General features: G+C 57.5%; 17 protein-coding genes. 6 read left to right on the plus strand and 11 right to left on the minus strand.

Annotated features, from left to right (window positions below):
* Window positions 1-37 precede the first annotated feature (37 nt).
* Window positions 38-1519 carry an alpha-amylase family protein gene (locus H6F57_RS18495; RefSeq protein ID WP_199289641.1) on the minus strand — a complete coding sequence of 494 codons (1482 nt, stop codon included), beginning with the start codon at window positions 1517-1519 and terminating at the stop codon, window positions 38-40.
* A 275-nt stretch (window positions 1520-1794) separates the two neighbouring features.
* On the opposite strand from H6F57_RS18495, the gene H6F57_RS18500 reads away from it, so the two are divergent.
* From H6F57_RS18500 to H6F57_RS18515, 4 genes are all read left to right on the plus strand, one after another.
* Entirely contained in the window at window positions 1795-4011 is a 2217-nt protein-coding gene (locus tag H6F57_RS18500) for an MMPL family transporter (protein ID WP_190626204.1), read from the plus strand.
* A 197-nt stretch (window positions 4012-4208) separates the two neighbouring features.
* The gene (locus H6F57_RS18505) at window positions 4209-4376 is read left to right on the plus strand and encodes a hypothetical protein (RefSeq protein ID WP_190626205.1); all 168 of its coding nucleotides are present in this window, start codon (window positions 4209-4211) and stop codon (window positions 4374-4376) included.
* 259 nt (window positions 4377-4635) lie between these two features.
* The gene (locus tag H6F57_RS18510) at window positions 4636-6294 is read left to right on the plus strand and encodes a transglutaminase domain-containing protein (RefSeq protein ID WP_199289642.1); all 1659 of its coding nucleotides are present in this window, start codon (window positions 4636-4638) and stop codon (window positions 6292-6294) included.
* Between the two features lie 80 nt (window positions 6295-6374).
* Complete coding sequence (locus tag H6F57_RS18515) at window positions 6375-6596, plus strand: hypothetical protein (protein WP_190626206.1); 222 nt, start codon at window positions 6375-6377, stop codon at window positions 6594-6596.
* Here the strand turns inward: H6F57_RS18515 and H6F57_RS18520 are convergent.
* From H6F57_RS18520 to H6F57_RS18550, 7 genes are all read right to left on the minus strand, one after another.
* Window positions 6593-7891 (minus strand): glycosyltransferase family 4 protein, encoded by a 1299-nt coding sequence (locus H6F57_RS18520; protein WP_190626207.1) that lies wholly within the window; start codon window positions 7889-7891, stop codon window positions 6593-6595. The genes H6F57_RS18515 and H6F57_RS18520 overlap by 4 nt on opposite strands.
* Window positions 7892-8674: 783 nt before the next feature.
* On the minus strand, window positions 8675-10051 hold the full coding sequence (locus H6F57_RS18525) for a leucyl aminopeptidase family protein (protein ID WP_190626208.1): 1377 nt from the start codon (window positions 10049-10051) through the stop codon (window positions 8675-8677).
* Between the two features lie 126 nt (window positions 10052-10177).
* Window positions 10178-11374, minus strand: coding sequence for a M20 family metallopeptidase (locus H6F57_RS18530; RefSeq protein ID WP_190626209.1), 1197 nt, complete (start codon window positions 11372-11374; stop codon window positions 10178-10180).
* A gap of 125 nt (window positions 11375-11499) precedes the next feature.
* Window positions 11500-12822: a FecR family protein gene (locus H6F57_RS18535; protein ID WP_190626210.1), complete on the minus strand. Its 1323-nt coding sequence runs from the start codon at window positions 12820-12822 to the stop codon at window positions 11500-11502.
* A 256-nt stretch (window positions 12823-13078) separates the two neighbouring features.
* Window positions 13079-16693 (minus strand): CAAX protease, encoded by a 3615-nt coding sequence (locus H6F57_RS18540; protein WP_190626211.1) that lies wholly within the window; start codon window positions 16691-16693, stop codon window positions 13079-13081.
* The gene (locus H6F57_RS18545; RefSeq protein WP_190626212.1) at window positions 16686-17591 is read right to left on the minus strand and encodes a PHP domain-containing protein; all 906 of its coding nucleotides are present in this window, start codon (window positions 17589-17591) and stop codon (window positions 16686-16688) included. Before H6F57_RS18545 ends, H6F57_RS18540 begins: the two co-directional genes overlap by 8 nt.
* 42 nt (window positions 17592-17633) lie before the next feature.
* A complete protein-coding gene (locus H6F57_RS18550; RefSeq protein ID WP_190626213.1) occupies window positions 17634-18143 on the minus strand; it encodes a hypothetical protein in 510 nt (169 codons plus the stop codon).
* Window positions 18144-18316: 173 nt separating this feature from the next.
* On the opposite strand from H6F57_RS18550, the gene H6F57_RS18555 reads away from it, so the two are divergent.
* Window positions 18317-18898, plus strand: coding sequence for a hypothetical protein (locus tag H6F57_RS18555; RefSeq protein WP_190626214.1), 582 nt, complete (start codon window positions 18317-18319; stop codon window positions 18896-18898).
* 83 nt (window positions 18899-18981) lie between these two features.
* Window positions 18982-19431 (plus strand): nucleoside-diphosphate kinase, encoded by a 450-nt coding sequence (ndk, locus tag H6F57_RS18560; protein WP_190626215.1) that lies wholly within the window; start codon window positions 18982-18984, stop codon window positions 19429-19431.
* 93 nt (window positions 19432-19524) lie between these two features.
* Here ndk and mtnC read toward each other — a convergent pair whose 3' ends face one another.
* The 3 genes from mtnC to H6F57_RS18575 are packed head-to-tail and all read right to left on the minus strand — an operon-like array spanning window position 19525 to window position 21455.
* A complete protein-coding gene (gene mtnC / locus H6F57_RS18565) occupies window positions 19525-20238 on the minus strand; it encodes an acireductone synthase (protein ID WP_190626216.1) in 714 nt (237 codons plus the stop codon).
* Complete coding sequence (locus tag H6F57_RS18570; protein WP_190626217.1) at window positions 20225-20776, minus strand: cupin domain-containing protein; 552 nt, start codon at window positions 20774-20776, stop codon at window positions 20225-20227. The genes mtnC and H6F57_RS18570 overlap by 14 nt, the downstream gene beginning before the upstream one ends.
* A 49-nt stretch (window positions 20777-20825) precedes the next feature.
* Window positions 20826-21455: a methylthioribulose 1-phosphate dehydratase gene (locus tag H6F57_RS18575; RefSeq protein ID WP_190626218.1), complete on the minus strand. Its 630-nt coding sequence runs from the start codon at window positions 21453-21455 to the stop codon at window positions 20826-20828.
* Between the last annotated feature and the right edge of the window lie 208 nt (window positions 21456-21663).

A 21663-nucleotide genomic window follows, 5' to 3' on the forward strand; every position in this document is an offset into this window, starting at 1 on the left:
CCAGCGTTACGTCTGATGCCAAGCCCAGATTATTTGGCTAGCGGCCGAGCTTTGCCTCCACGTGAATAGCTAGGGCGGTCATTTCGGGTAGGGTGGCGGTAAATTGCCCAGCGCGGTTGACTAGCACGACTTTGGCATTGTTGGCACAGGCGGTGCCGTCGGCGCTTAACCCACCCTGAACCACGTTGCAGTAGCGGCCCTGGGGCAGCTGGGTTTGAAAGGTGTGGGTCAGCGGTTGGGCCTCGCGGTTGATGACTACAAAGCCGCGATCGCCCCGACCAAAGGCGATCTGATTGGCCTGGTTGCTCCACCAGTCGGTGACTTTGGCTACAGGCTGGGTGGCGTTGCGAAAGCCGACCATGCCAGCGATAGCAGGCCAGCGGTGCTCGCAGACCCATGCACCAAAGCAGTTGGCCTGGCCATTTTGGTAGACGGGGCGAGTGGTGCCGTCGGCGTCAGCGGGTGGCCCCTGTTCGGAGTCGTCAAAGGCAAAGCTCGACATCACCTGGGGTTTGCCGTAGGGAAAGGCCAGCATAAACACGTTGGCCAAGGCGTAGAGGTCGCCGTTTTTGTAGGTAAGGTAATCGCCGCCGCCGCCGTGGCCCCGCTGTTTGTCGTGGTTGTCGGTAAAAATTACCGCCTGGTTAGAGGGGGCCAGGCCCCAGCCCTCGCCCAGGGTTTGCAAGTTGGCCAGGGTTTGGCCCTCCAGCCCTAGAAAGGCCTCGCCCATAAAGCGGCCATACTTAAAATCGAGCACATTGCCGCTGTCGTAGTAGTCCTGTTTGCGGATAGCCTCGGTGCCGGGGTCGATCACTTCTTGGTAAATATAGAGATCGGTTTCTGGATGGCGATCGCGCAGTTGCCCTAAAATCTGTCCCAGCTCTTCGTTGCGGATGTGCTTGGCGGCATCGATGCGAAAGCCTGCTACGCCCATATCGACCAGTTCGCTCATGTAGTTGACGATGGTGGTCTGCACCGGCTCAGAGCTGGTATTGAGGTCGGCCAAGCCCACTAGCTCGCACTGGGTGACATTTTCGGCGTTGTAGTAGTTGATCACGGGCTGACGGCAGTCGTTGAAGTCTTCGGGGGCGTAAAGGTCGGGATAGTCGTACTTGCTAAACCGGGTACCGGCGCTGCCCACCCCACTCTCAAACCCAGTCATGTGGTTGATGACGGCATCGGCATAGATGGCGACCCCGGCCTTCCCGCAGCGATCGATCATGGCTTGCAGATCGGTGCGGCTGCCGCTGCGGCTTTCGAGCTGATAGCTGACTACCTGGTATCGTTGCCACCAGGGATAGTCATAGTCGGCCAAGACAATATGCTCGTGGGGCGGCGAAATTTGCACCGCCCGATAGCCGTTGGGGCCGAGGTAGGTTTCGCACTCAGTAGCAATGTCGTTCCAGGTCCATTCAAATAGGTGCACCAGGGTAGTCGGTGGGGCCGCTTCAATCGGAGCCTGGGTCGCTGAGATTTCAGAAGACAGTGCCGGCACTAAAGCACTGGGGGAAAGTAGCATCACTAGTCCCAACAGGCTACTGGCTGAGACTGCACCCAAGACGATTTTCCACATAGAGGTATTTTGGTCTAAAACCGTATAAAATCCACGTTTTCGAGCAATAGCCTTGACTATTGTCACCGCTATCATGCACTTCCAACCCGCAAAAGTAACCCTTCCCCGCTTAGGCCCCTTTTGGCTAAAGAGAGTTCGGCTAGGGCTACCATCCAGGCGAGGGAGGAGTACGTATCACTAGCAGTCATTATGGTGCCAGAGAGTGGCCGAGGAGGGAGACTGTGGACCAGCGAACGAAGGGGCGATCGCCTGAAAAATCAATATTTGCGGCTATAGGGCGCTGGTCTTACCGCTACCGGGGGCTGGTTTTGGCCCTGTGGGTGGGGCTGCTGGTGCTGGGCGGTGTGTTTGCCCCCCGCCTCGACAGCGTGCTGCACGGCACCGGCACCACCTATGAAGCGGGTGCCGCCGCCACCGATCGCATTCTCGAAGATCGCTTGGGCATAGACCCCAACGCCCTCACCCTGGTGTTTGAGTACGACGGCAGTCGCCCTGCGAATGTACAACCCTTAACGAACGAAATTGGCGCGCTCCCAGCGGTTGAGTCGGTTGGCCCAGTGGCCGCTGCACCCGGCACCACCACCGATGGAAACTTAGTGGACTACCGCTCCCTCAGCCTTGACGGTGAGGGGAGCAGCACAAATGCGGCGATCGCCGATGTTCTGACCCTGCTCGATGCCGAAACCCCCGCTGGGGTGACCAGCTACCTGGCTGGCAAATCCGTGGTTGACTATGAGGCCCAGGTAATCAGCAAAAAAGACCTGGTGCGAGCCGAGGCGCTGTCGCTACCCCTGACTTTGGTGGCGCTGGTGTTTATCTTTGGCTCGGTGGTGGCGGCGCTGCTGCCGGTGGCCATGGCGATCGCCACGGTGACAGTGACCATGGGCTTGATCTACGCCATCGCCCAGTTTTCTGACGTCTCCATTTTTGCCGTCACCCTGACCACCATGCTGGGGCTGGGGGTTGGCATCGACTTTACCCTGGTGATGGTCAGCCGCTTTCGGGAAGAGCTGGCCCATCGCACTGTCCCTGAGGCGGTGGCAGAGACCATGGCCACCGCTGGGGAGGCGGTGTTTTACTCAGGGCTGACCACTTGCATTGGACTGTTAAGTTTGCTGCTGTTTCCGGTGGTGCTACTGCGATCGCTGGGGATAGCTGGGTCACTGGTGATTTTGATATCGGTGCTGGCGGCGCTTACCCTGGTGCCGGCGCTGCTGGGGGTGCTGGGCCTGCAAATCAACCGCTGGCGACTGTTTACCCCGCGAGAAAACAGCGGCTTTTGGAGCTGGTTTCCCCGCTGGGTGATTCGCTACCGGCTGCTGGCGGTAGCTGCTGTGGTCGCGATCGTGGTAACGCTCACCTCGCCCTTTTGGTCAGCCCAGTGGGGGGTGGGGGATGTGCGCGTGTTGCCCGCTACGGCCCAGGCCCGCCAGGGTGTTGAAGTGCTGGAGGACGCCTTTGGCGTAGGGCGCACGACTCCCATTTTGCTGGCGGTTACCACCGAAACTGGCAGCAGTGTCCTAGTGCCTGACGCGGTAGAGGTGCTTTACAACTGGGTCGCTTCCCTCGAAGGCGACGATCGCGTCGCTAGCGTACAGAGCCTCTTCAACCTCGACCCTAGCCTGGATCTGGCGGCCTACCAGCAGCTCTATCGGGCTCCCGATCGCATTCCCCTGCCCCCGGTGGCCGCGTCGGTGGCCCAGCTCAGCAACGGCGACACCACCTTAATTTCTGTCACCAGCGCCACCGACAGCAACGATCCGCAGTCGCGGGAGCTGGTGCGCGAGCTGCGGCGGCAGCGACTGCCAGGGTTGTCTGTGAGTGTCGGTGGCGAAACTGCCAAGAGTCTCGACACCATCGATGTGATTGGGCAGCTGGCTCCCTGGGCGATCGCCGCGATTTTTCTCGTCACCTTCATCTCGCTCACCCTGCTGTTTGGCTCGGTGGTGATGCCGCTCAAGGCCATTTTCCTCAACATCATGTCGATTGGGGCGTCGTTTGGGGCGCTAGTGTTTATCTTTCAGCAGGGGCACTTTCAAAACTTGCTGGGCTTTACCCCCGTGGGCTATCTGGATATTCTGCTGCCGATTGTGCTGTTTTGCGTGCTGTTTGGGCTCTCGATGGACTACGAGGTATTTTTGCTGGCCCGCATTAAAGAGGCCTACGACAGCACGGGCAACAATACCGACTCCATTATTGAAGGGCTGGAATGTACCGGCAGCATCATCACCAGTTCGGCCCTGCTGACCATCATCGTCACGGCCTCCTTTGCGTTTACCAGCATTATTTTTGTTAAGGCGTTGGGGCTGGGCATTGCGATCGCCGTATTCATCGATTCAACGCTGATTCGGGCTGTGCTGGTGCCCGCCAGCATGCGCCTCATGGGCCACTGGAACTGGTGGTCCCCCACTTGGAAGAAGCGATCTTTTTCTAGCTGAGCTAAATTCAGAGTAGGCCTAATGCAACTGTTCTATCAGCGGCTGGGGTTCCTTGGGATGAGCTGTTGTGAGCACCTCTGGGCAGTCAGCGAACCTACTACAAAACCTACAGAACGGTCCTGAGCAGAGTCGTTGCTTGGTCTCTTTCCAGAAGCAAGGGTGCGTCTTTCACTATCCATCTAACCCCCAGATTCCCCATGTTTTTCCCACTTTGTGCCCCCCCTTCCGCCGAATCTCGCCGCCAGTACCAGCGCTATAAGTTAGAGATGATGAAATCCTGGCGCGATTCCCTAGAAGCCCGTCTAGCCGCCCTCAATGCTGCAATCAGTACCGTGGAGCAGCAGATTAGCCAGGAAGGCGAATAGGGGGATGAGGGAGGTAAGGGAGGTGGGGGAGATGAGGCGGGGATGACGGAAACTCTCTCGTTTTCCTCACTTCCCTATCTCCCCCGCTTCCTTATCTTCCCTATCTCTCTCATCCCTCCAATCGAAGGGATTGGCTACAGTTTTCTTCGATGGGCTAGGGAAACTACACTTTTTGCCGTCCCAGTCCCCTAGGATATGACCTGGGCGGATACGGTCGCGGCTCCGCTAGCCATCTTCGTTTTGGGTTGCTCCGCTGGTTATGCCTGATCCTTCTATGTCCCCGGCCCTGCCCCTGGTGGGTGCTTCACTGCTTCAGCCGATTGGAGTTAAGGCGCTCTATGGCCTGACCCTACAGGGCGACCACCTGCTGGCGGTAGACCCTGTTCGCGGCTACCTGCTGCGCCTCGACCCCAAAACCGAGCAGGTGGAAGTTCTCAATATTTCTCAGGCTGAAGCCTTTTATGGGGCGACGGGAATTGCCTGCTGGCAAGATCAGGTGTGGTTTAGCTGCGACCACACCGTCTACACCACTACCCTCAGCGCCATGCAGCCCGAGCCTTTGCTGACGCTGCCCTACCCCGCCGATGGCATAGCCGTGTGGGAAAACACCCTCTACATTAGCTGCAAAAAGGGGGGCTGTATTTTTGTCTGCGATCGCGCCACGGGCCAGCGCATTACCCAGTTTCCGGCTCCCGGCATTGGGGTGGAAAATCTCTCGGTGTGGGGCGACTACCTGTGGGTCTGCGACCAGACCGAGCAAACGGTCTACTGCCTCGATCGCGCCACGGGCGAGCTGATAGTCAAAATGCTCACCCCCTTCGACAACCCCACTGGGATCGCGGTGCCGCCCCACACCACCCCCGACAGCGGCACCGTTTGGGTGGCCTACGCTGACGAAGAGCCTTACGTGCGCGAGGACCCCAACGGCGAAGAGCCCTATGTGCTAACTTTTCGCGATCGCACCCTCATCCATCCCCTCAGCTATCGCTGGTATAAAGAGGCCAACTACTGTCGCACCACCGGCTACCTGGTCGAAATGACCTATGTCGAAGAAATCGACACCCTCGAAGACGCCCTGCCCCTAGAAAACGTTGAGTGGCGCATCGCCTTCCCGACCACTACCGATCGCCAGCGGGTTAAGTCGGTAGAGCCTGTGGGGTTGCCCTTTACCGAAGTGCAGCAGGCAGGCGATCGCATTGCCTGCTTCCGGTTTGACCGCATCGACCCCAACCAGCGCCACCTCTTTGGCTGGAAGGCGCTAGTCGAGGTCTACGGCATTAAGTATCAGCTTGCCCCCCGCCAGGTCGAGTTGGCCCCACCCCTGCCCCAGGACTATGGCCCCCGCTACCTGATCGACGACGATGAACTGTCTATGGATCGGCCCGCGATTCAGGAGGCTGCCCGCGAGAGCGTGGGCACCGAAACTAATCTGCTGCGCCAGGTGCTTAGCATTCGCAACTACGTCTACGACAAGTTGTCCTATGCGGTGACGCCGGCGATCGAAACCCCCGAAGTCGTGCTCCAGCGGGGGCGCGGCTCCTGCGGCGAATACGTTGGTCTGCTGCTGGCCCTGATGCGTCTCAACGGCATTGCCTGCCGCACCGTGGGCCGCTACAAATGCCCCGCCCACGCCGACCAGCCCGGCATTTACCTAGAGCCCGACTTCAACCACGTGTGGATAGAGTTCTACGTGCCCGGTTTTGGCTGGGTGCCCATGGAGTCAAACCCCGACGATGTGCAGGAAGGCGGCCCCTACCCCACCCGCTTTTTTATGGGCCTGCCCTGGTGGCATGTTGAAATGGGCAAAGAGGTTTCCTTTGAGAAGCTGGTGCTACCGGCGGGTAGCCCAGACACTCGCTTGGGTGATATAGCAGTTAACCACATGCGATTTAGAATTATGGGCGAACTTGCCCCTTAAGATTTTGAGCAACAACCAGGCTATAGCGATCCCACAATTATGGCTAAGATGGGCCAGGTCAGTTACTTCTCTTTAACCTCATGTCCATTTCTAAAGACGAAGCCAAGCAGCTGCTTGAGCGCATGATTTTTGACGTCACCGATCCCCAAGACTGGGTACAAGACGTGTGGGGTCTCAGCCCGCTGATGGGCGATAGTGCCGCCAAGCTACTAGAGGCTTTCTACATTCTCATCGACTGTTGCCCAGACGAGCAACTCGACAACCTACTTAAGAGCCTTTATCGAGATCAGCTAGAATTCTAGCTGTTTATCTCTTTTGGCCCAAAAATGGGCTTTGAGTCAGCGCTCAACCGAGGGCGTTGAGTTGCTTTTTGTCCATATTTACTGAAATCTGAGTTGTTTCTACAAAACTTCCGAACAACATCTTCTACGTGGGCTTCCCAGCTGTTTGAATAGGTAAAAAATTGATCTCTTAAGGCTATAGCGTTTCTCTGCTTTTGCTGATAAAAATTTCTGTCTGTTGCTAGCTTGAAAATAGCATTGAAATAATCGTCTACGTTGTCAGGAGCAACTTCCACCGCTGCGTCTTTAACTATAGACAAGGCTGGACAAACAGGAGAGGTGACGATTGGTTTGCCCATGATCACGCCCTCAGCAACGACCTTGTTAAATCCTTCAACAAAATCTTTGGTTGTTGGAACCACAATAACCTGAGACATTTCATACATCTCGCGAAGTTTATCGCGATCGCAGTGCCCGTAGAGAACAAACTGTTTTTCGATGCCGGCCTCCAATGCAGCAGCTTTGAGGCCTTCTACCTGACTACCAGTACCGCAAATGTTAAAAACGCAGTTGGGTTTAATAGATATAATTTTCTTCGCGACTTCTAGAAGCAGGTAAATCCCTTTACTCGATTCCACTCTGCCAGCAAATAAAACCTGGAATGTTTCAGATTCAGTATTGCGGCTCTGGCTCTTGATATCGTCAAGAAACTCTCTTCTGTAGGCAGGAATAAACGTTCGGATGGGACGGCTGCGACCATTAGTAATCTTGACAATCTGATCTTTGATGTCTTCAGAGACGACACAGATTTCTACACAGCCGTACCGGAAGAACCAGCTATTCAACTTTTGAATAATTCTCTGTACAGTACTAGGCCGTTTATATTTAGGCCACAAGGTGCAGTGAATTGTAGGAATAACCTTAATGCCACATAGAGGAAGAATGCCTAGCAAGAACCAAAACGTTCTATCTTCGGTAACGATTAAAATGTTAGCTTTGAAAAGAATTGTTGAAGAAATCAGTCTTAAGCCTGACCAAATCTGACCAGCAAAGTACGCAATGCTACTTCTGGACTGATATTTTAGGGATCTAAATTCAACCCTGAAGTCATTATCCTGTATAAAGCCTTTTTTATCTCTTGACGAAATAAGCCAGGACTTTGCGTTAAATTTTTTGGCTAATTCATAAAAATGTTGAGCGTAGGTGATCGCAAAGTGAGAAGGATCATCTTGCCCCAAAACCCAATGCATGTAAACACTCGTAGCATCTACAGGAGCTGAAGAATATACTATTTTCAACTGTTTGGCAGGGTTCATAGGGGCGACGGAGCGCAGTTTTTATGGATGCTTTTGTACTAATCGCTGCTCAGTATTTTGTATGTCATTTAATTGACATCGAGAGCTACTCTAGTCGCTTACGATTAGCGATATTGGTATGCTGACCTTTTCTAGAGCTTTGCTTATCTATCTGAGTTTCTATTAATAGGACGAGCGCCAAACTACATTTAGTTTGGAATCATTGTCAGTCAAACTCAATATTATATAAATCCACTAAGCGAACCCTATGCCTTTGGATAGGCTTTAGTGTCTGGATTTGATGTGGCTATTCCTGATTTTGTTAAGCTCAGATAAAGATAGTAGTTCTAGCTGGCGATCTGAGCCAGAGTGTTCTAGTTCTGGGTTTTTCCAAAGTGGTGCACTGCAACACTCTGGAAAGTCTTTGATGGTTGACGTCAGAAGGCGGCCTTTAAACTTCTGTCGTCGTGGCTTAGCTAAGGAACAACCATCAGTTTCAGCGTTTCCCCAAAAAACGGTTGGACTCTTCGTATTCAACACATACTCTCAATAGGTTAGGGCAAATACTATTTGCCCTAACCTATTGAAATTAGCAACGTGAATTTGGTTTTAGCCCATCACATAATTCGCTTCCAGGATTCAACCCAGTATGCACGTCTACACCAAAATCAAGGTTTTTAGGCGTCATACTAATCAGCTCGGAGTAACACCGAATCCATAACTCCGATTCCAGATCGGTCAAACTGTGGGGGCGCTAAGAGGTGTCTTAGGCGAACCGCCCAGCCTATCCATATCTTCTTGCGCTCACTGCGGTGCTGAGCTGTCAGGCTGACCCTGCGCCACCGTCTGCCGAATTAATTCAAACACCGCCCGCATACCCATCGCCTCGCCGCCTTCGGGCCGACCTGGCAGGCTGCGCACATTCCATGCCATCAGATCGAGGTGTATCCAGGGAATCTCAGGCCGGGTAAACTCCTGCAAAAATAGAGCAGCGGTAATTGACCCGCCAAAAGAGCTATTCGAGATATTGGAGAGGTCGGCTACGGAACTGTCGATCATGCTGCGGTAGGGTTGGTGCAGGGGCAGTTGCCAGAGGGGGTCATCGACGGCTAGACCACAGGTCAGCAGCGTGTTGGCCAGCTCGGGTTGGTTGCTAAAGCAGGCAGGTAGCTCGGTGCCCAGAGCAATGCGAGCCGCCCCAGTGAGGGTGGCAAAATCGACTACCAGCTGGGGGGTGGATTCTTCGCAGACCGCTTCCCAAAGGGCATCGGCCAGCACCAGGCGGCCCTCAGCGTCGGTGTTGCCAACTTCCACTGTCAGCCCCCGACGGGAGGACACCACATCTAGCGGGTGCAGGGCATTGCCAGCAATGCTGTTTTCGACCGCTGGAATGAGCACCCGCAGGCGCACGGGTAGCTGAAGACCCATGATCATCTCGGCGAGACCGAGGGCGTTGGCAGCACCGCCCATGTCTTTTTTCATCAGCTTCATGCCAGTGGCGGGTTTGATATCGAGGCCGCCCGTGTCAAAGCAGACGCCTTTGCCCACTAGGGTGACTTTGGGGGCATCGGGGTCACCCCAGGTGATGTCGAGCAGGCGGGGAGCCTGGGTGTAGGCGCGCCCCACAGCGTGAATCATGGGATAGTTTTGCTCAATCAGCTCATCACCGACCAGGGTGGTGAGGCTGGCAACGTGGCGATCGCACAATTTTTGCGCCGCCGCCTGAAGCTGCTCTGGCCCCATATCGCCTGCGGGGGTAGTAACCAGATCGCGCACTAGGGTCGTGGCCGCTACGGCGGTGGTGACATAATCGGTGTCAGCCCCAGCCGGGGGCACAAGCTCAGCCGCTGGGGGGGGAGACTGACGTTTGTAAGATGCAAAGCTGTAGCAGCCCAGGCACCAGCCCAGCCAGAGCTTAGTGGCCGTGGCGGCTGGCCACTCGTCGGCCAGGGCGTAGGTGTGAGGGGGCAGGGTTTTGGCTAGGTTGCCCAGAGTCCAGGTGTCGACCGGATCGGGTTTGCCCACCAGAACTTTAGCCAGGGTGCCTTCGGGGCCGGGCACCAGGCAGACGGTACTAGAGTCGGCCTTAAACCCAGTGGCTTGGGCCCAGGCTTGGCTGTCGGCGTGGTCTTTGGCGAGGTCGGTCTGATTTACCAGGTAGATGGGAATCGGCGTTGACAACGTTCATCCTCCAGGGGTGCACCCAAATCAATCAGTCTATCGAAGTTTTGTCCTTGGGGTAAGGCCCAGCTTGCGCGGGCCTGGGGTTGGGCTATCGCCAGTGGTGAGTGAGCCTAAACCGGGTTTCTAATTAGCAAGAACCTGGGGCGGTAGCTGCCAGTAGCGATAGCTAGCGTAGGCCATAGTGAGCACGCCAGCGGCGATCGCCGACTCATCCACTTCAAACTTGGGATGGTGAAGCGGATAGTTGATGGCGCGATCGGTAAAGCCCACCCCCAGGCGAAACATCGTGCCTGGGGCGTGCTCCAAATACAGCGAAAAGTCTTCAGCCCCTAGGGATGGCTCGTGGATTATTTGCAGATACTCGCTGCCCAAAGCCTCGCTGACACAGCGCGCGGTGAGTTCGGTCAGGGTGGGGTCATTGAGCACCGAGGGCACTCCCCGGCGATAGTTGATCTCGTACTTGGCTCCGTAGGGTTGGCACACACCGGCTACGATCCCCTCAATCCACTGAGGTAGGTGGTTGCGGGTGTCGGGATGAAGCGATCGCACCGTGCCCAGCAGCTTCACCGTGTCGGCAATTACGTTGGGCGCGCGCCCGCCCTGAATCTGCCCAATCGTCAGCACAATTGGGTGCAGTGGGTTTTGGGTGCGGCTGATGGCTTGCTGTAGGGTCGTAATCACCTGCGACGCGATCCAGATAGCATCGATCGCCTCGTGGGGCCGCGCCCCGTGGCCCGACTCCCCCACAATAATAATTTCCAGATCATCGGCAGCGGCGGTGAGCGCCCCATAACGAATGCCCACGGTTCGCGCTGGCACCGTAGGGTAGGCGTGCAGCCCTAAAATAGCTGCGACCCCGGCCATGACCCCGTCCTCAATCATCCAGCGGGCACCCTGGGCGGTTTCTTCAGCGGGCTGAAACAAAAATCGCGTGGTGCCCGGCAGCGGCAGGCCCAACTGAGCCAGCACCATAGCTGTACCCAAGCCCACTGTTGTATGGACATCGTGGCCGCAGGCATGCATAATGCCCGACTGATTTGAAACAAAGGGCAAATCGACCCGCTCAGCAATGGGCAGGGCATCCATATCGGCCCGAATTGCCAAAATTCTAGAGTCACCATCGCCTGGCAGCTCAGCCACGACTCCCGTTTTGCCGACCAGCTCCTGCACCCGCAGTCCGCAGGATGAAAGCACCCCGGCTACATAGGCTGCGGTTTTGTACTCCTGGCCGCTGAGCTCTGGGTGGCTATGCAGGTGGCGGCGAATTTCAATCAGGCGAGGTGAAATCGCCTCAACAATCGATTTAATCTGGCTCAGCATGGGTTAGCACTGTCGGTAATGGCAACGTTTAGCCTAAAACAGGCCAGCCTTGATGTAACACACCGTACCAACCCGCTAGCCAAATTGCCCCCTGACAGCCAATATAGCCCTGCGCGAGCCAAGTTCTACTTGACGGGAGGAACAAACGTGCCATCAGGTTGGACGGTTCCACCCCCGCCGTTGCCAACGCCGTTGCCGTTGCCGTTTCCACCCGCGTTGTTGTTGCCGGGGTCGCCACCGACCCCGACACCCACGCCATTATTGCCGCCCGGGCCGGCACCATTGTTACCCCCGCCGTTGCCAACGCCGTTGCCGTTGCCGTTTCCACCCGCGTTGTTGTTGCCGGGGTCGCCACCGACCCCGACACCCACGCCATTATTGCCGCCACCAGGATTAGTTCCAGGAGCAGCACCCCCGGTCGTGGGAATTGGGGCAGGCGATACTGGTGTCGCCCCTGGACTGTTTCCTCCACTAGGGTTGGGGACACTACCGTTACCTAACCCAGGGAATGGAGAAGGGGTGGCGGTTAAGATCGAATTGCCAGGGGTGAGGCTATTGCTGAGGGTTGAAAGCGGAGAAACCCCAGCCTCAGATGGGGACAGTAGCCAATTTTGGTCGCTGGCGACTTGGCCAGTGCTATCTACACTGATAAAGGCTGGGTTCAGAGTGATGCTTTCCGAGAAAGGCTCCTGCTCTGTCAGCGCTTCTAGAGTTTCCTGGCGCACGGCCTCCAGAGCAGGCCCTAAGGGCGACTCAGCGTTGGGGTTGTCAAGCTCTAGGCCCTCAACTAAGGGGCTGGTCTGATAAAACGTGGGCAGATCAAACTCAACCACCTGTACCTGATTGTTTTGGATCAGGGCCATTTGGCCCCCGTAGAGGGAATATTCGGTGGAGCCGCAGTCGGCTACGTCTTCGCCACAGCTGCTGGCGGTAATGGTCATAGGCCCGGCAGGGTTGTTGGTGAGAGCCATCACCAGGGTCAGGTCGCTTTCTGGCACGTAGCGCACAACCACGGCTGAACCCTGAATGCCGGTAACAGCGCTGGGGGTTTGAATATTGGTGCGGCCCCGCCCCGGCGGAATCAGCAGCAGCACAGTGCCGTTGGTGAGCCGAAAGTTGCGGGTGTTAGGCACAAACCGAAAGGTAGCTCGCTCGCCGACCCGTGCCAGTGAACCATCGTTGAAGCGCAAGTCAGCCTGGGAGGAGGCAGCGGTACGCAGGGCATCCCCAACGGCCAGGAAGTCTGACATTCTTGCCGCCCGAGCCTGCCGCCCCCGAGGAATAAATTCAACTCGATTGCGCAAGGCTTCGACTTCAGCTCGGTTGAGCGTCACACTGGCCTGAGCTGGCAAACCTGCCAGCACTATCGCTACCAGGGAGGCTAACCCAGTGATTTGAGTGGCTAAATGTCGGTGGCTCCGACGATAAAATTTGCCGACGTTCAGCATGGCATAACCGCAGTAACAGCTTCTTTGGGTCTGAATGCTCTGAGCCAGGCACCAACGCACTGGGAGGAGCGCTATCGACAACGCTAGGAATACGACCAATTCAACTAACGATAAATCGGGATTCTACGTATTTCTACTAACACCACGTACTTCTACTGGTCTTGTGATAACAGATCCGTAAGAAAGCCATAAAGTGCCTGGCTGATATTTTACTTCATCTTCACATACACATTATTTGGTAATTGTACAAAATGCTTTACAAGGTGATAGGTGCTAGGGGCTCTATTGTCGGGTCGTGGCCTCCTACCTGGTTAGTGCGCAATACCCACAGGCTGGCTCCGTGGCTCAGGCAGAGCTGGGTTATGGTATCGCTGGCTTTGCGAGGCAGCATGGTGCGCCAGCTCAACAACCCCCGTCCGACGGTCTGAAGCGGAAAATCTGAGAGGTTGCTGCCCAAAGATTCCCGCTCGTCGGCCCAGTCGGCTCGGGCGCTACCAAAGGGCAGGAGTTTTTGCTGAAGGTGGCGGCGCAGGTTAAGCAGCTGCTGAAACTGCTGGGCCTGGTCGGGGTTGTTGGCCTCCCAGGCTTTGAGGGTAGCTCGATGGGCGATGACTGCGGCCTCTAAGTGGGCGGCGCTGGCATACATGGCCTGGTTGGAGTCTTGGGCGCAGTTGTTGGCGGGGCCGACGTAGGTGACGCCAGTGCCGTCGCCCGTGCGGTAGCGGGCCGTCATCAGTTCTAGCTCGATGCGCAGGTCATCAAGGGCGGCCCAGGCGGTGCCGTTGAAGTCGAAGGGCTCGGTGTAGGCAGGCAGTTTGATCAAAATATCGGAGACGGGGCGGGTGCCCAAAAATCCCCACTGGCGATCGCCCATGTACTTTGACCAATCGAGGGTGCCCGCTACCAGCCCCCGCCGGTTGTGGGTATAGACCTGGTGATAGTGGATATCGAACTGTAGCTCCTGGGTGAGCGGCTCGCGCGCCACGGTGGCAATGCCATAGGCAAAGTGACCAAAGTAAACCGGACCTCGGGCGGCAGGCTCGCGGTTTTGACCGCCGATGCCGCCGTAGACATGCACCAGCAGGGCCTGGTCACCCTCTTGCCACTCGGCGATTGCCGCCTGCTCAGAGAGGGTTTTAGGATCGATGAGCACCGACTCGGTGGTGCCTTTTTTCTGCTCCAGGTTTTCCCACGATTCTCGGTGCAGGTGCTGTCGTCCCCGGCGGGCGCTGGCGATGGTGCGATCGGGGCGCAGCTGAAAGGGCTGGCGGGGTCGCAGCGCCTGCACCACAAACTCGCCATCGTGGGCCTGGGTGCCGTGGATATACCAGCCGGTGGCGTTGAGGGGCGATCGCTCCAGATCGCGACTGGTCGATGGCTCAATGCCATCCCCATCGGGCACAACCTCAGGCAATCGCACGGTTTCTTTCAGCCCGTCAAAGCTCTCAGTGTCAGGGTTGTAGTGGACTACATGGTAGCGATCGCTCGCTCCTGCCACCGGGCTTAGAAACTGCACCAGGGCGTAGTAAAGACCAGCGATTTGAATCGGCTCATGGCCAATGGTGATGGAGATGGCTGTATTGGACAGCGAGCCATCCAATTCTTCTGTAGGCTCTTCAATTCTCACTGGTTCAGGCAGCTTGACGATAATGTCGTCGACGGGGTGAGCCCCGGCCAAGGATTCTAGTGGGTTGACTAATCGCCAGTGATTGAGGCGGGTGGGCAAAATCATGCCATCTCGGTGCGAGGCTTCGGCCTCGGCGCTGAAGTGAATGTCACGGGTCACGGCTTGGAAGCGTTTTTTTAACCCCGGATTGCACCGCCAGCGCAGGTGTACCCGCTGCCCCAAGTAGCGCTGGTAGGCCGGGGGGGTGTGCAGTAGCTCGAACCAGATGCCCTCCAGCTGGAGGCGATCGCTGGCGTTGGGCAAAATCAGCCGCCCCAGCCAGTCGCCCACCGGGCGGTATTGGGGGGCGGGCAAGGTTTGCTGCACCGGGTAGTAGCTGGGGTGGTTAAAGGGCGCGCTCTGAAACCGGTAATAGCCGCCGGGATTGACCACCTGAATCTTTTTAATATCTAGGTGCTGGCGCAGGTCGCCCGCCACAATGTCGAGGGTGAGATCGAGGGTTTGCTGGAGGTGGCTACGGCCATCGGGCAAAAAGGCCTGGTCGTCGAGCACGCCGCCAGGCACCTGATGGCCCACTGGTCCCAGGCCAATGAAGCTGATTTTGCCTTTGCGTTTGGCCCGATTCCAATAGCTTAAGGGGGCGATCGCCCAGCGACGCGGAAACATAATTGGCCCCAGCCGCTCGACTGGGTCGCGGCTGCCCACCAGGTGATAGAGCTGCTCCGCCTCCATCACCCGTCCGTTGCCGCCAATCACCCCAGCCAGGGAAATCACCTCAATCGGGGCTCCCAGGGCCTGCTTGAGAAAGGGCACGATGCCCACGGCAATCTGCCCACCCCCGCTGTAGCCAATCAGCGTGAGGGGAATGCCCCCCTGGGCTGGGTAGCCGTTTTCTAGCAGGCTTTCGTAGACCTGCTGGGCCACTCCCTGGTTGTAGATCGGGCCAAAGCGCTGGTCGGCCGACACCGCCACAATTAAAATATTGCGAATGTTAATGATCATCCCCACCCAGGGGCCGAGCCGCCGAGTCAGGGTTTCGACTCCGCGCCAAAAGAAGGCTAGGGGACGGTTTTCGGTTAGCGAACGGTTGAGGACCGAGTAGGGAATTAGCCCTTTGACCAAGGTGATGTCAGCGGGGAGACTATCGTCTAGCTCGTCGAGGTAGCGAGCCACGGTGGGCTGGTAGTCGGCGGTGGATTGGTTGATGCCGTCGAGGTAGACGATGTAGCGACGGGGCAGCTTGGCGGTCTTTGGTGTCTGGGGAGGATGGGTCGAAGCACTGTCGCTGTACCAGCCAGCCCACCAGCCTAGGGCCTCTAGAGGGGCCAGCATGGCACCCACCACTAGGGCGATCGCACCAATCCAGATCAAATCAGCGAACCAGCGGGCCGGACGGCTCTGACCATACCACTGGGTCATCAACCCCCTCAGGGGTTCCAAGCTAAGGGCGACCACCAGGGCCAGCAGACCCAGACCGCCATATATCCACAGCAGGGCCAACCGCCGCGATCGCCGCTTGAGCAGGGCCCCCGGCAGGGGCTTGGCACCAGTAAGGGCGGGCGGCGCTAGGGCTAGGCCACCGGGGGCGATCGCCGTATATGGCTCTGGCCCCAGAGGATGAGCCGCAATTAACAGTTTGAGCTGGCCGCGATCGACTACTAGCTGCACCCCCGCTGCCCAATTGGCCAGCCAGCGCCCCAGTTTGATAATGGGCTGCCCCACGGTGGTTTGCTGCACCACCACCAGCCCCAACCAGCCGAGCGCCACATGCCCTGCTGCCTGCCCCACCGAAATCTGGCCCAACACCGCCAGAGCAAACACCACCGCCAGCAGACTGAGCAGCGCTAGCAGCCGCAGCAGCGGCACGCCCAGATAGGGCATGGCCCCCAAAAAGCTAAACACCAAAGGCAGATAGCTCAAGGCCAAACTACCCTGCACCACCCGCCAGGGAATCGGTTGATCGAGCAGCCAGCGACTCACCATCCAAATGCTGAGCACCCAAAACAGGTAGCCCGCCACAAATAGCAGGGCCGACAGCACCAGGCTCAGCACAAACCGCAGCGGCTTGACTCGGTTGACGAAGAGCACAATGCCTTGACCCACCGCCTGGGAAAAGCCCGCGACAAACACCAGCCCCAGGACAATGCTGTCGGGCATCTGGTGAAAGACTTGAAAGGCCTCTGGGTCTAGTCTCAGCACCCCTCCCACCAGCTGCCAAAGGGTGTTAAAGGCAGGGTCAGCCATGGTTAGAGCCCGGCAGGCGATTCTCCGCTGGAGAGGCTGCGCCAACGCCCAGAGTTGCCGCGGCTCGCTTGAGCGGGGGCAGCAAGTCTAAAGGCAAGTGGAGCTGATTCAGCCCGGCCGCCTCCTTGGGTTGATGCTTGGCTCTAGGGTTAGGAGCACTGGCTTTCGCTTCTGAGGGGCCGTGGAAGTCACTGCCACCGGTCATCACTAGGTCGTGATCACGGCAGTAGGTTTCTAAGCGTCGAATATCGCTGGGGCTGTGGTGGGGGTGGTAAACCTCGACCCCCATCAGCCCGGCCTCCACCAGCTGAGGCAGGAGCGCGTCAACAGTAGAGCCCTTAAACAGATAGGGATGCGCCCATACCGGCACGGCCCCGCAGTCCCGTAGCAGCTGAATGCCCTCAGCGGCAGAAAATTTGTCGTACTGCACAAAGACAGGGCCATTGTCCCCCAGCCAGCGATCGAAGGCCTCCCGCTTCGACTCGACGTGGCCCGCTTTGACCAGGGCTGCCGCCAAGTGAGGACGACCGGGAGCCATGTTGCCCGCCATGGCCGGCAGCTCGATGGGATAACCTAGTTCAGCTAACTTTTCGACCATCTGCTGAGCGCGGCGGCGGCGGCCCTCAATGCGTGACCGGAGAGGTGGTTCTAACGCTTCTCGGTTGGGATAAAAGCCTAGAATATGCAGCGATCGCCCGTTTTCCACGGTGCTCAGCTCTACCCCCGGCACCACCTCTAGATCGTCTCCAGCGGCGGCGATCGCGTCATCCCACCCGGCCACAGTGTCGTGGTCGGTAATCGCCAATGCCTTCACCCCCGCGGCAATCGCTGCTGCTACGAGTTCAGCGGGGGATAGAGTGCCGTCAGAAAAGGTGGTGTGGCTGTGCAGATCGAGCATTGCAGAGAGGCTATTTTCTTTCCATTGTGCCGTATCTGCCCGCTACGCCGCTGCCGTGGCCTGGTCAATAGCCTTTTCTACCAGGGCTTTTGCCTTCTCATCGAGGGCTAACCAGTTGATTTCACCATCCTCGCTGAGCAAAGCTGGATCCACCGAAACTGGCTGCTGAGGCTGGTAGTCGTCGAAGCACACTTCAAAGCACAGCTCCCAAACGTCTAGTGTGGCCGTGCGAGGCTCCTCGGCTGAGACTTCACCAGCGCTTTGGGTCAGCTTCAGCTCATAACCGGGGGCTGGAGTAGGTAGCTGACTGAGCTGCTGGCGAATAGCTGTTTCTTCATCTGGGGAAGCTTCAGAGAGCTGGGCGGCCAAATCACGCACCTGCTGACGCTGTTCAGGGGTGGCATGGCCGGGCCAGCGCAGCTGCTCTAGATAGTCGGTGCGCCAGTCGAGGGTTTCAGTGTGCTTGCGAATATTGTCGACTACGCGAATCAGACAAGGCTGCATCAGCTCAGCCGCTTGGGTTTCATCGGTGGGAGAGGCAAAGGTCAGCATGGCGAAACCTCGGACAGCATTGGTGCGTCAATCTGGGTTGGCCCAGCTGAGATCAATCTTGCCAGTGCAACCGCGTAACAACATTTTAGCTGACCCCTGCACCCCCCAAAGTTGTCTGCCCCTGCTTCAATAGAAGGCGAGAGGGCGGCCCCGCCCCGCCACCCCGAGGACCTATGCCCCAGCGGCCTTTCCATAAACCCGGTGCCGGGCTTGAATATCGCCTGCTGATGGCCTTGATTATGGCCAGTGCTGCCTTGGTCACAGTGCTGCTGATTCAGCTATTGCTGCCCTGGCTAGTGGTTGGAGGATTAATTGCGGGTGGCCTATGGTTCTGGCAGCGGCAAAGAGCCCGAGAGCGAGCGCTGCACCAGATTTTTTATGCCCAGGTTGCGGCCCACCAGGGGCGTATCAGCGTGCTCGACTTTGCGATCGCCGCCCAGCTCACCGGCAGCGAAGCCCGCCGATTTCTCGACCAGCGCGCCCAAGACTTTTGGGGCGACTTTGAACCTACCCCGTCTGGAGATGTGCTCTACACTTTTCGTCCCATTACCCTGGCCGCTGAGGTCGCAACGCTCCAGGTCCTCTCGCTCACCGCTGCCGATCTGGCTCAGCGTCTGGGCTGTACCGAAGCCGAGCTAACCCAGCCAGCGGTGGCGGTGAATCTGCTGGCCTGGAGCCGCGATCGCGACCCCGACGGCTGTGGCTGGCGATACGATGCTGGGGGCGATCGCTACTGGCCTGTTCCTAAACCATAAAACTTTGACCAAATCCTTTACAAAATGACCACCGTTTCTGAGCATGGTAAAGGTCTTTCACCACGCACTAGGAACAGGTATCTATGGAACGTACTTTTTTGATGATCAAGCCCGACGGCGTTCAGCGCGGGCTGATCAGCAACATCATTGGCCGGTTTGAAACCAAAGGCTTCACCCTGGTGGGCATGAAATTCATGGCCGTCTCCCGCGAGCTAGCCGAAAAGCACTACGATGTGCACCGCGAGCGCCCCTTCTTCGCCGGCCTGGTAGACTTCATTACCTCTGGCCCCGTAGTGGCCATGGTGTGGGAAGGCGAAGGCGTAATTGCCTCGGCCCGTAAGATCATTGGTGCGACCAAGCCCCTCGAAGCTGAACCCGGCACCATTCGCGGCGACCTGGGTGTGACCGTGGGCCGCAATATCATCCACGGCTCCGACGCACCCGAAACCGCCCAGGCTGAGATAGCCCTGTGGTTCACTGACAGCGAACTCGTTGGCTGGGAACCCGCCGCCAAGGGCTGGCTCTACGAGTAAAAGACCTATTTAGGGCTCTTATGCTAATAGCAGTAAACACCGCAGCGTTCATTTCAAGGGTGCTGCGATGTTTATTGCTAAATAGTGAGTAAATCAAGCATTGTCGAAATGAATTTGCAATTCCCCAAAGTGGCGGATCGTCGGCAGGTCTGGGGTAAAGTCTGGGGTGCCAGGGCGCTGGACTGCATATACTTGCCAACCTGCCTGCTGGGCGGCAGCCAGCTCTCCTGGATGATCGGACAGAAACAGCAATTCCTCGGAGGCAATTCCTAGCGTGTTGGCAATTTTATCGTAGGAAGTTGCATCGACCTTGGCTCCAGTGGTGGTGTCAAAATAACCTTGAAAACAAGGGGTGAGGTCGCCCACGATAGTGTGGGCAAACAGTAGTTTCTGCGCTGCGATCGAGCCAGAGGAATAGATATAGAGCGGCACCCCTCGCCGATGCCACTCCTGAATGTGGGCAGCGGCATCGTCATAGACGTGGCTGTAGTAGGCCTTGGTGCGGTAGCCCTCGTCCCAAATCATGCCCTGCAATGCTTTGAGGGGAGTGATCTTCTGGTCGGCCTTGGCCCAGGCCAACAGTTGGGCGATGCAGTCTTCTACAGACAGGTCAGCATTGCCTGTCTCAGCGCGCACCTGGGCCAAAATGGCCTGCCCCTCGGCGGTGGGAGCAATCTCAGCCATAAAGGTCTCCAGCCGCTCCGTTGCGTAGGGAAACAGGGTGTTTTTAACAAAGGCAATGTCGGTGGTGGTGCCCTCAATATCGAGCACGATCGCCCCTAGAGGTCGCTCTTCAAGCAAAAGCATGGTATTCAGGATATCCCTTAGCGATGGGGCTGTCGGTAAAATGGGCGACCCAGCCCTCGGAGTTGTTAAACAGGCGAATGGCGGCGAACTGAGGTTCCTCGCCCATGTCGAACCAGTGAGGGGTATTGGCGGGTACGCCAATTAGGTCGCCAGCGGTGCAGAGGGTGGCGTAGATTTTGTCGCCCAGGTGTAGGTAAAATACCGCCTGCCCCTCCACGAAGAAGCGCACCTCGTCTTCTTTGTGAATGTGCTCATCCAAAAACTTCTGCCGCAGCTCAGTCTTTTGGGGATGCTCTGGGTGCATGCGAATCACATCGGCGGTAACGTAGCCGCTCTCGGCTTTGAGGCGCTCGATATCTTTGGCGTAGGCAGTCAGAATGGCTTCGGGATCGGTCGCTGGGGGTAGCGGTGCCTGGGTCTGCCACTGCTCAAAGCGGACGCCAGCGCTGGCTAGGACGGCGGCGATCGCGTCCGCATCCCGGTACTCATTCAGCAGGGTCGCGCCATCTTGATCGCTAAAAACACGAAGTAGGGTCATGGGATTACTCCTTGAGTTGAGGGTGTCCTGAGGGGATAAGCAAAAGGGGCTAAGCAAATTTTTGATCGAGCAGTATGGCTTGCAAGGCGCAGCTCACCAGCACCTCCAACGCCTCAGTGGCCATGCGCGCCTGGGGCACTGTAGCTCCCCAGCTATATAATCCGTGGCCCGCGATGATGTAGCCCACTGGTGCTGGCACTGCCTGTAGCTGGGTCAGTACGGTCTTGCTCAGAGCTACCATATCTTGACTGTTGGCTACGATCGGGATGGCAACCTCTCCATCATGGGTGGTAATACCCGGCAGTGCTTTGAGCAATTCATAGTTTGTTAACACCAGGGTGTCTTGCCCCCTGCCCAGCAGCCAGCGAGAGAGACTGACGCAGTCTATGGAGTGGGTGTGCAGCACTGCTCCTACCTCTGGGTAGGCCAGGTAGAGACTGGTGTGCAGCAACGTCTCGGCCGACGCCCGCTTCCCTGGGCTGCGGGGTTGCCCCCGGTCGTCTACCACCATAATGTCGGCAGGAGTGAGCTGCCCCTTGTCGCGGCCCGATACGGTAATGGCGACCTGCCCCTCGGCCAGCCGAGCCGAGTAATTGCCGCTGGTGGCCGGGGCCCAGCCTTTGCTGGCCAAGAAACCGCCTGCCTCTGCTAACGACTGCGCGATCGCCTCAAACTCCATTTCCCAAGCCAGCCCTTACCGATAATTTTGACTCATTACTCTAACACCATTGGCCCCATCACCGATGTCGCCTGCCACGGCTGACTAGGAGGGTTAACTACGAGGCTGGTACAGTGATGCTTCAAGCACACTGAGACTGGATATGGTTCAGTATCGCTGGCAACGGAATTTTTGCCGATATTTGAGTCCCAACACGGCGGAGTTTGGG

This window comes from Leptolyngbya sp. FACHB-60, from assembly GCF_014695775.1.
Classification (GTDB): domain Bacteria; phylum Cyanobacteriota; class Cyanobacteriia; order Phormidesmidales; family Phormidesmidaceae; genus Nodosilinea.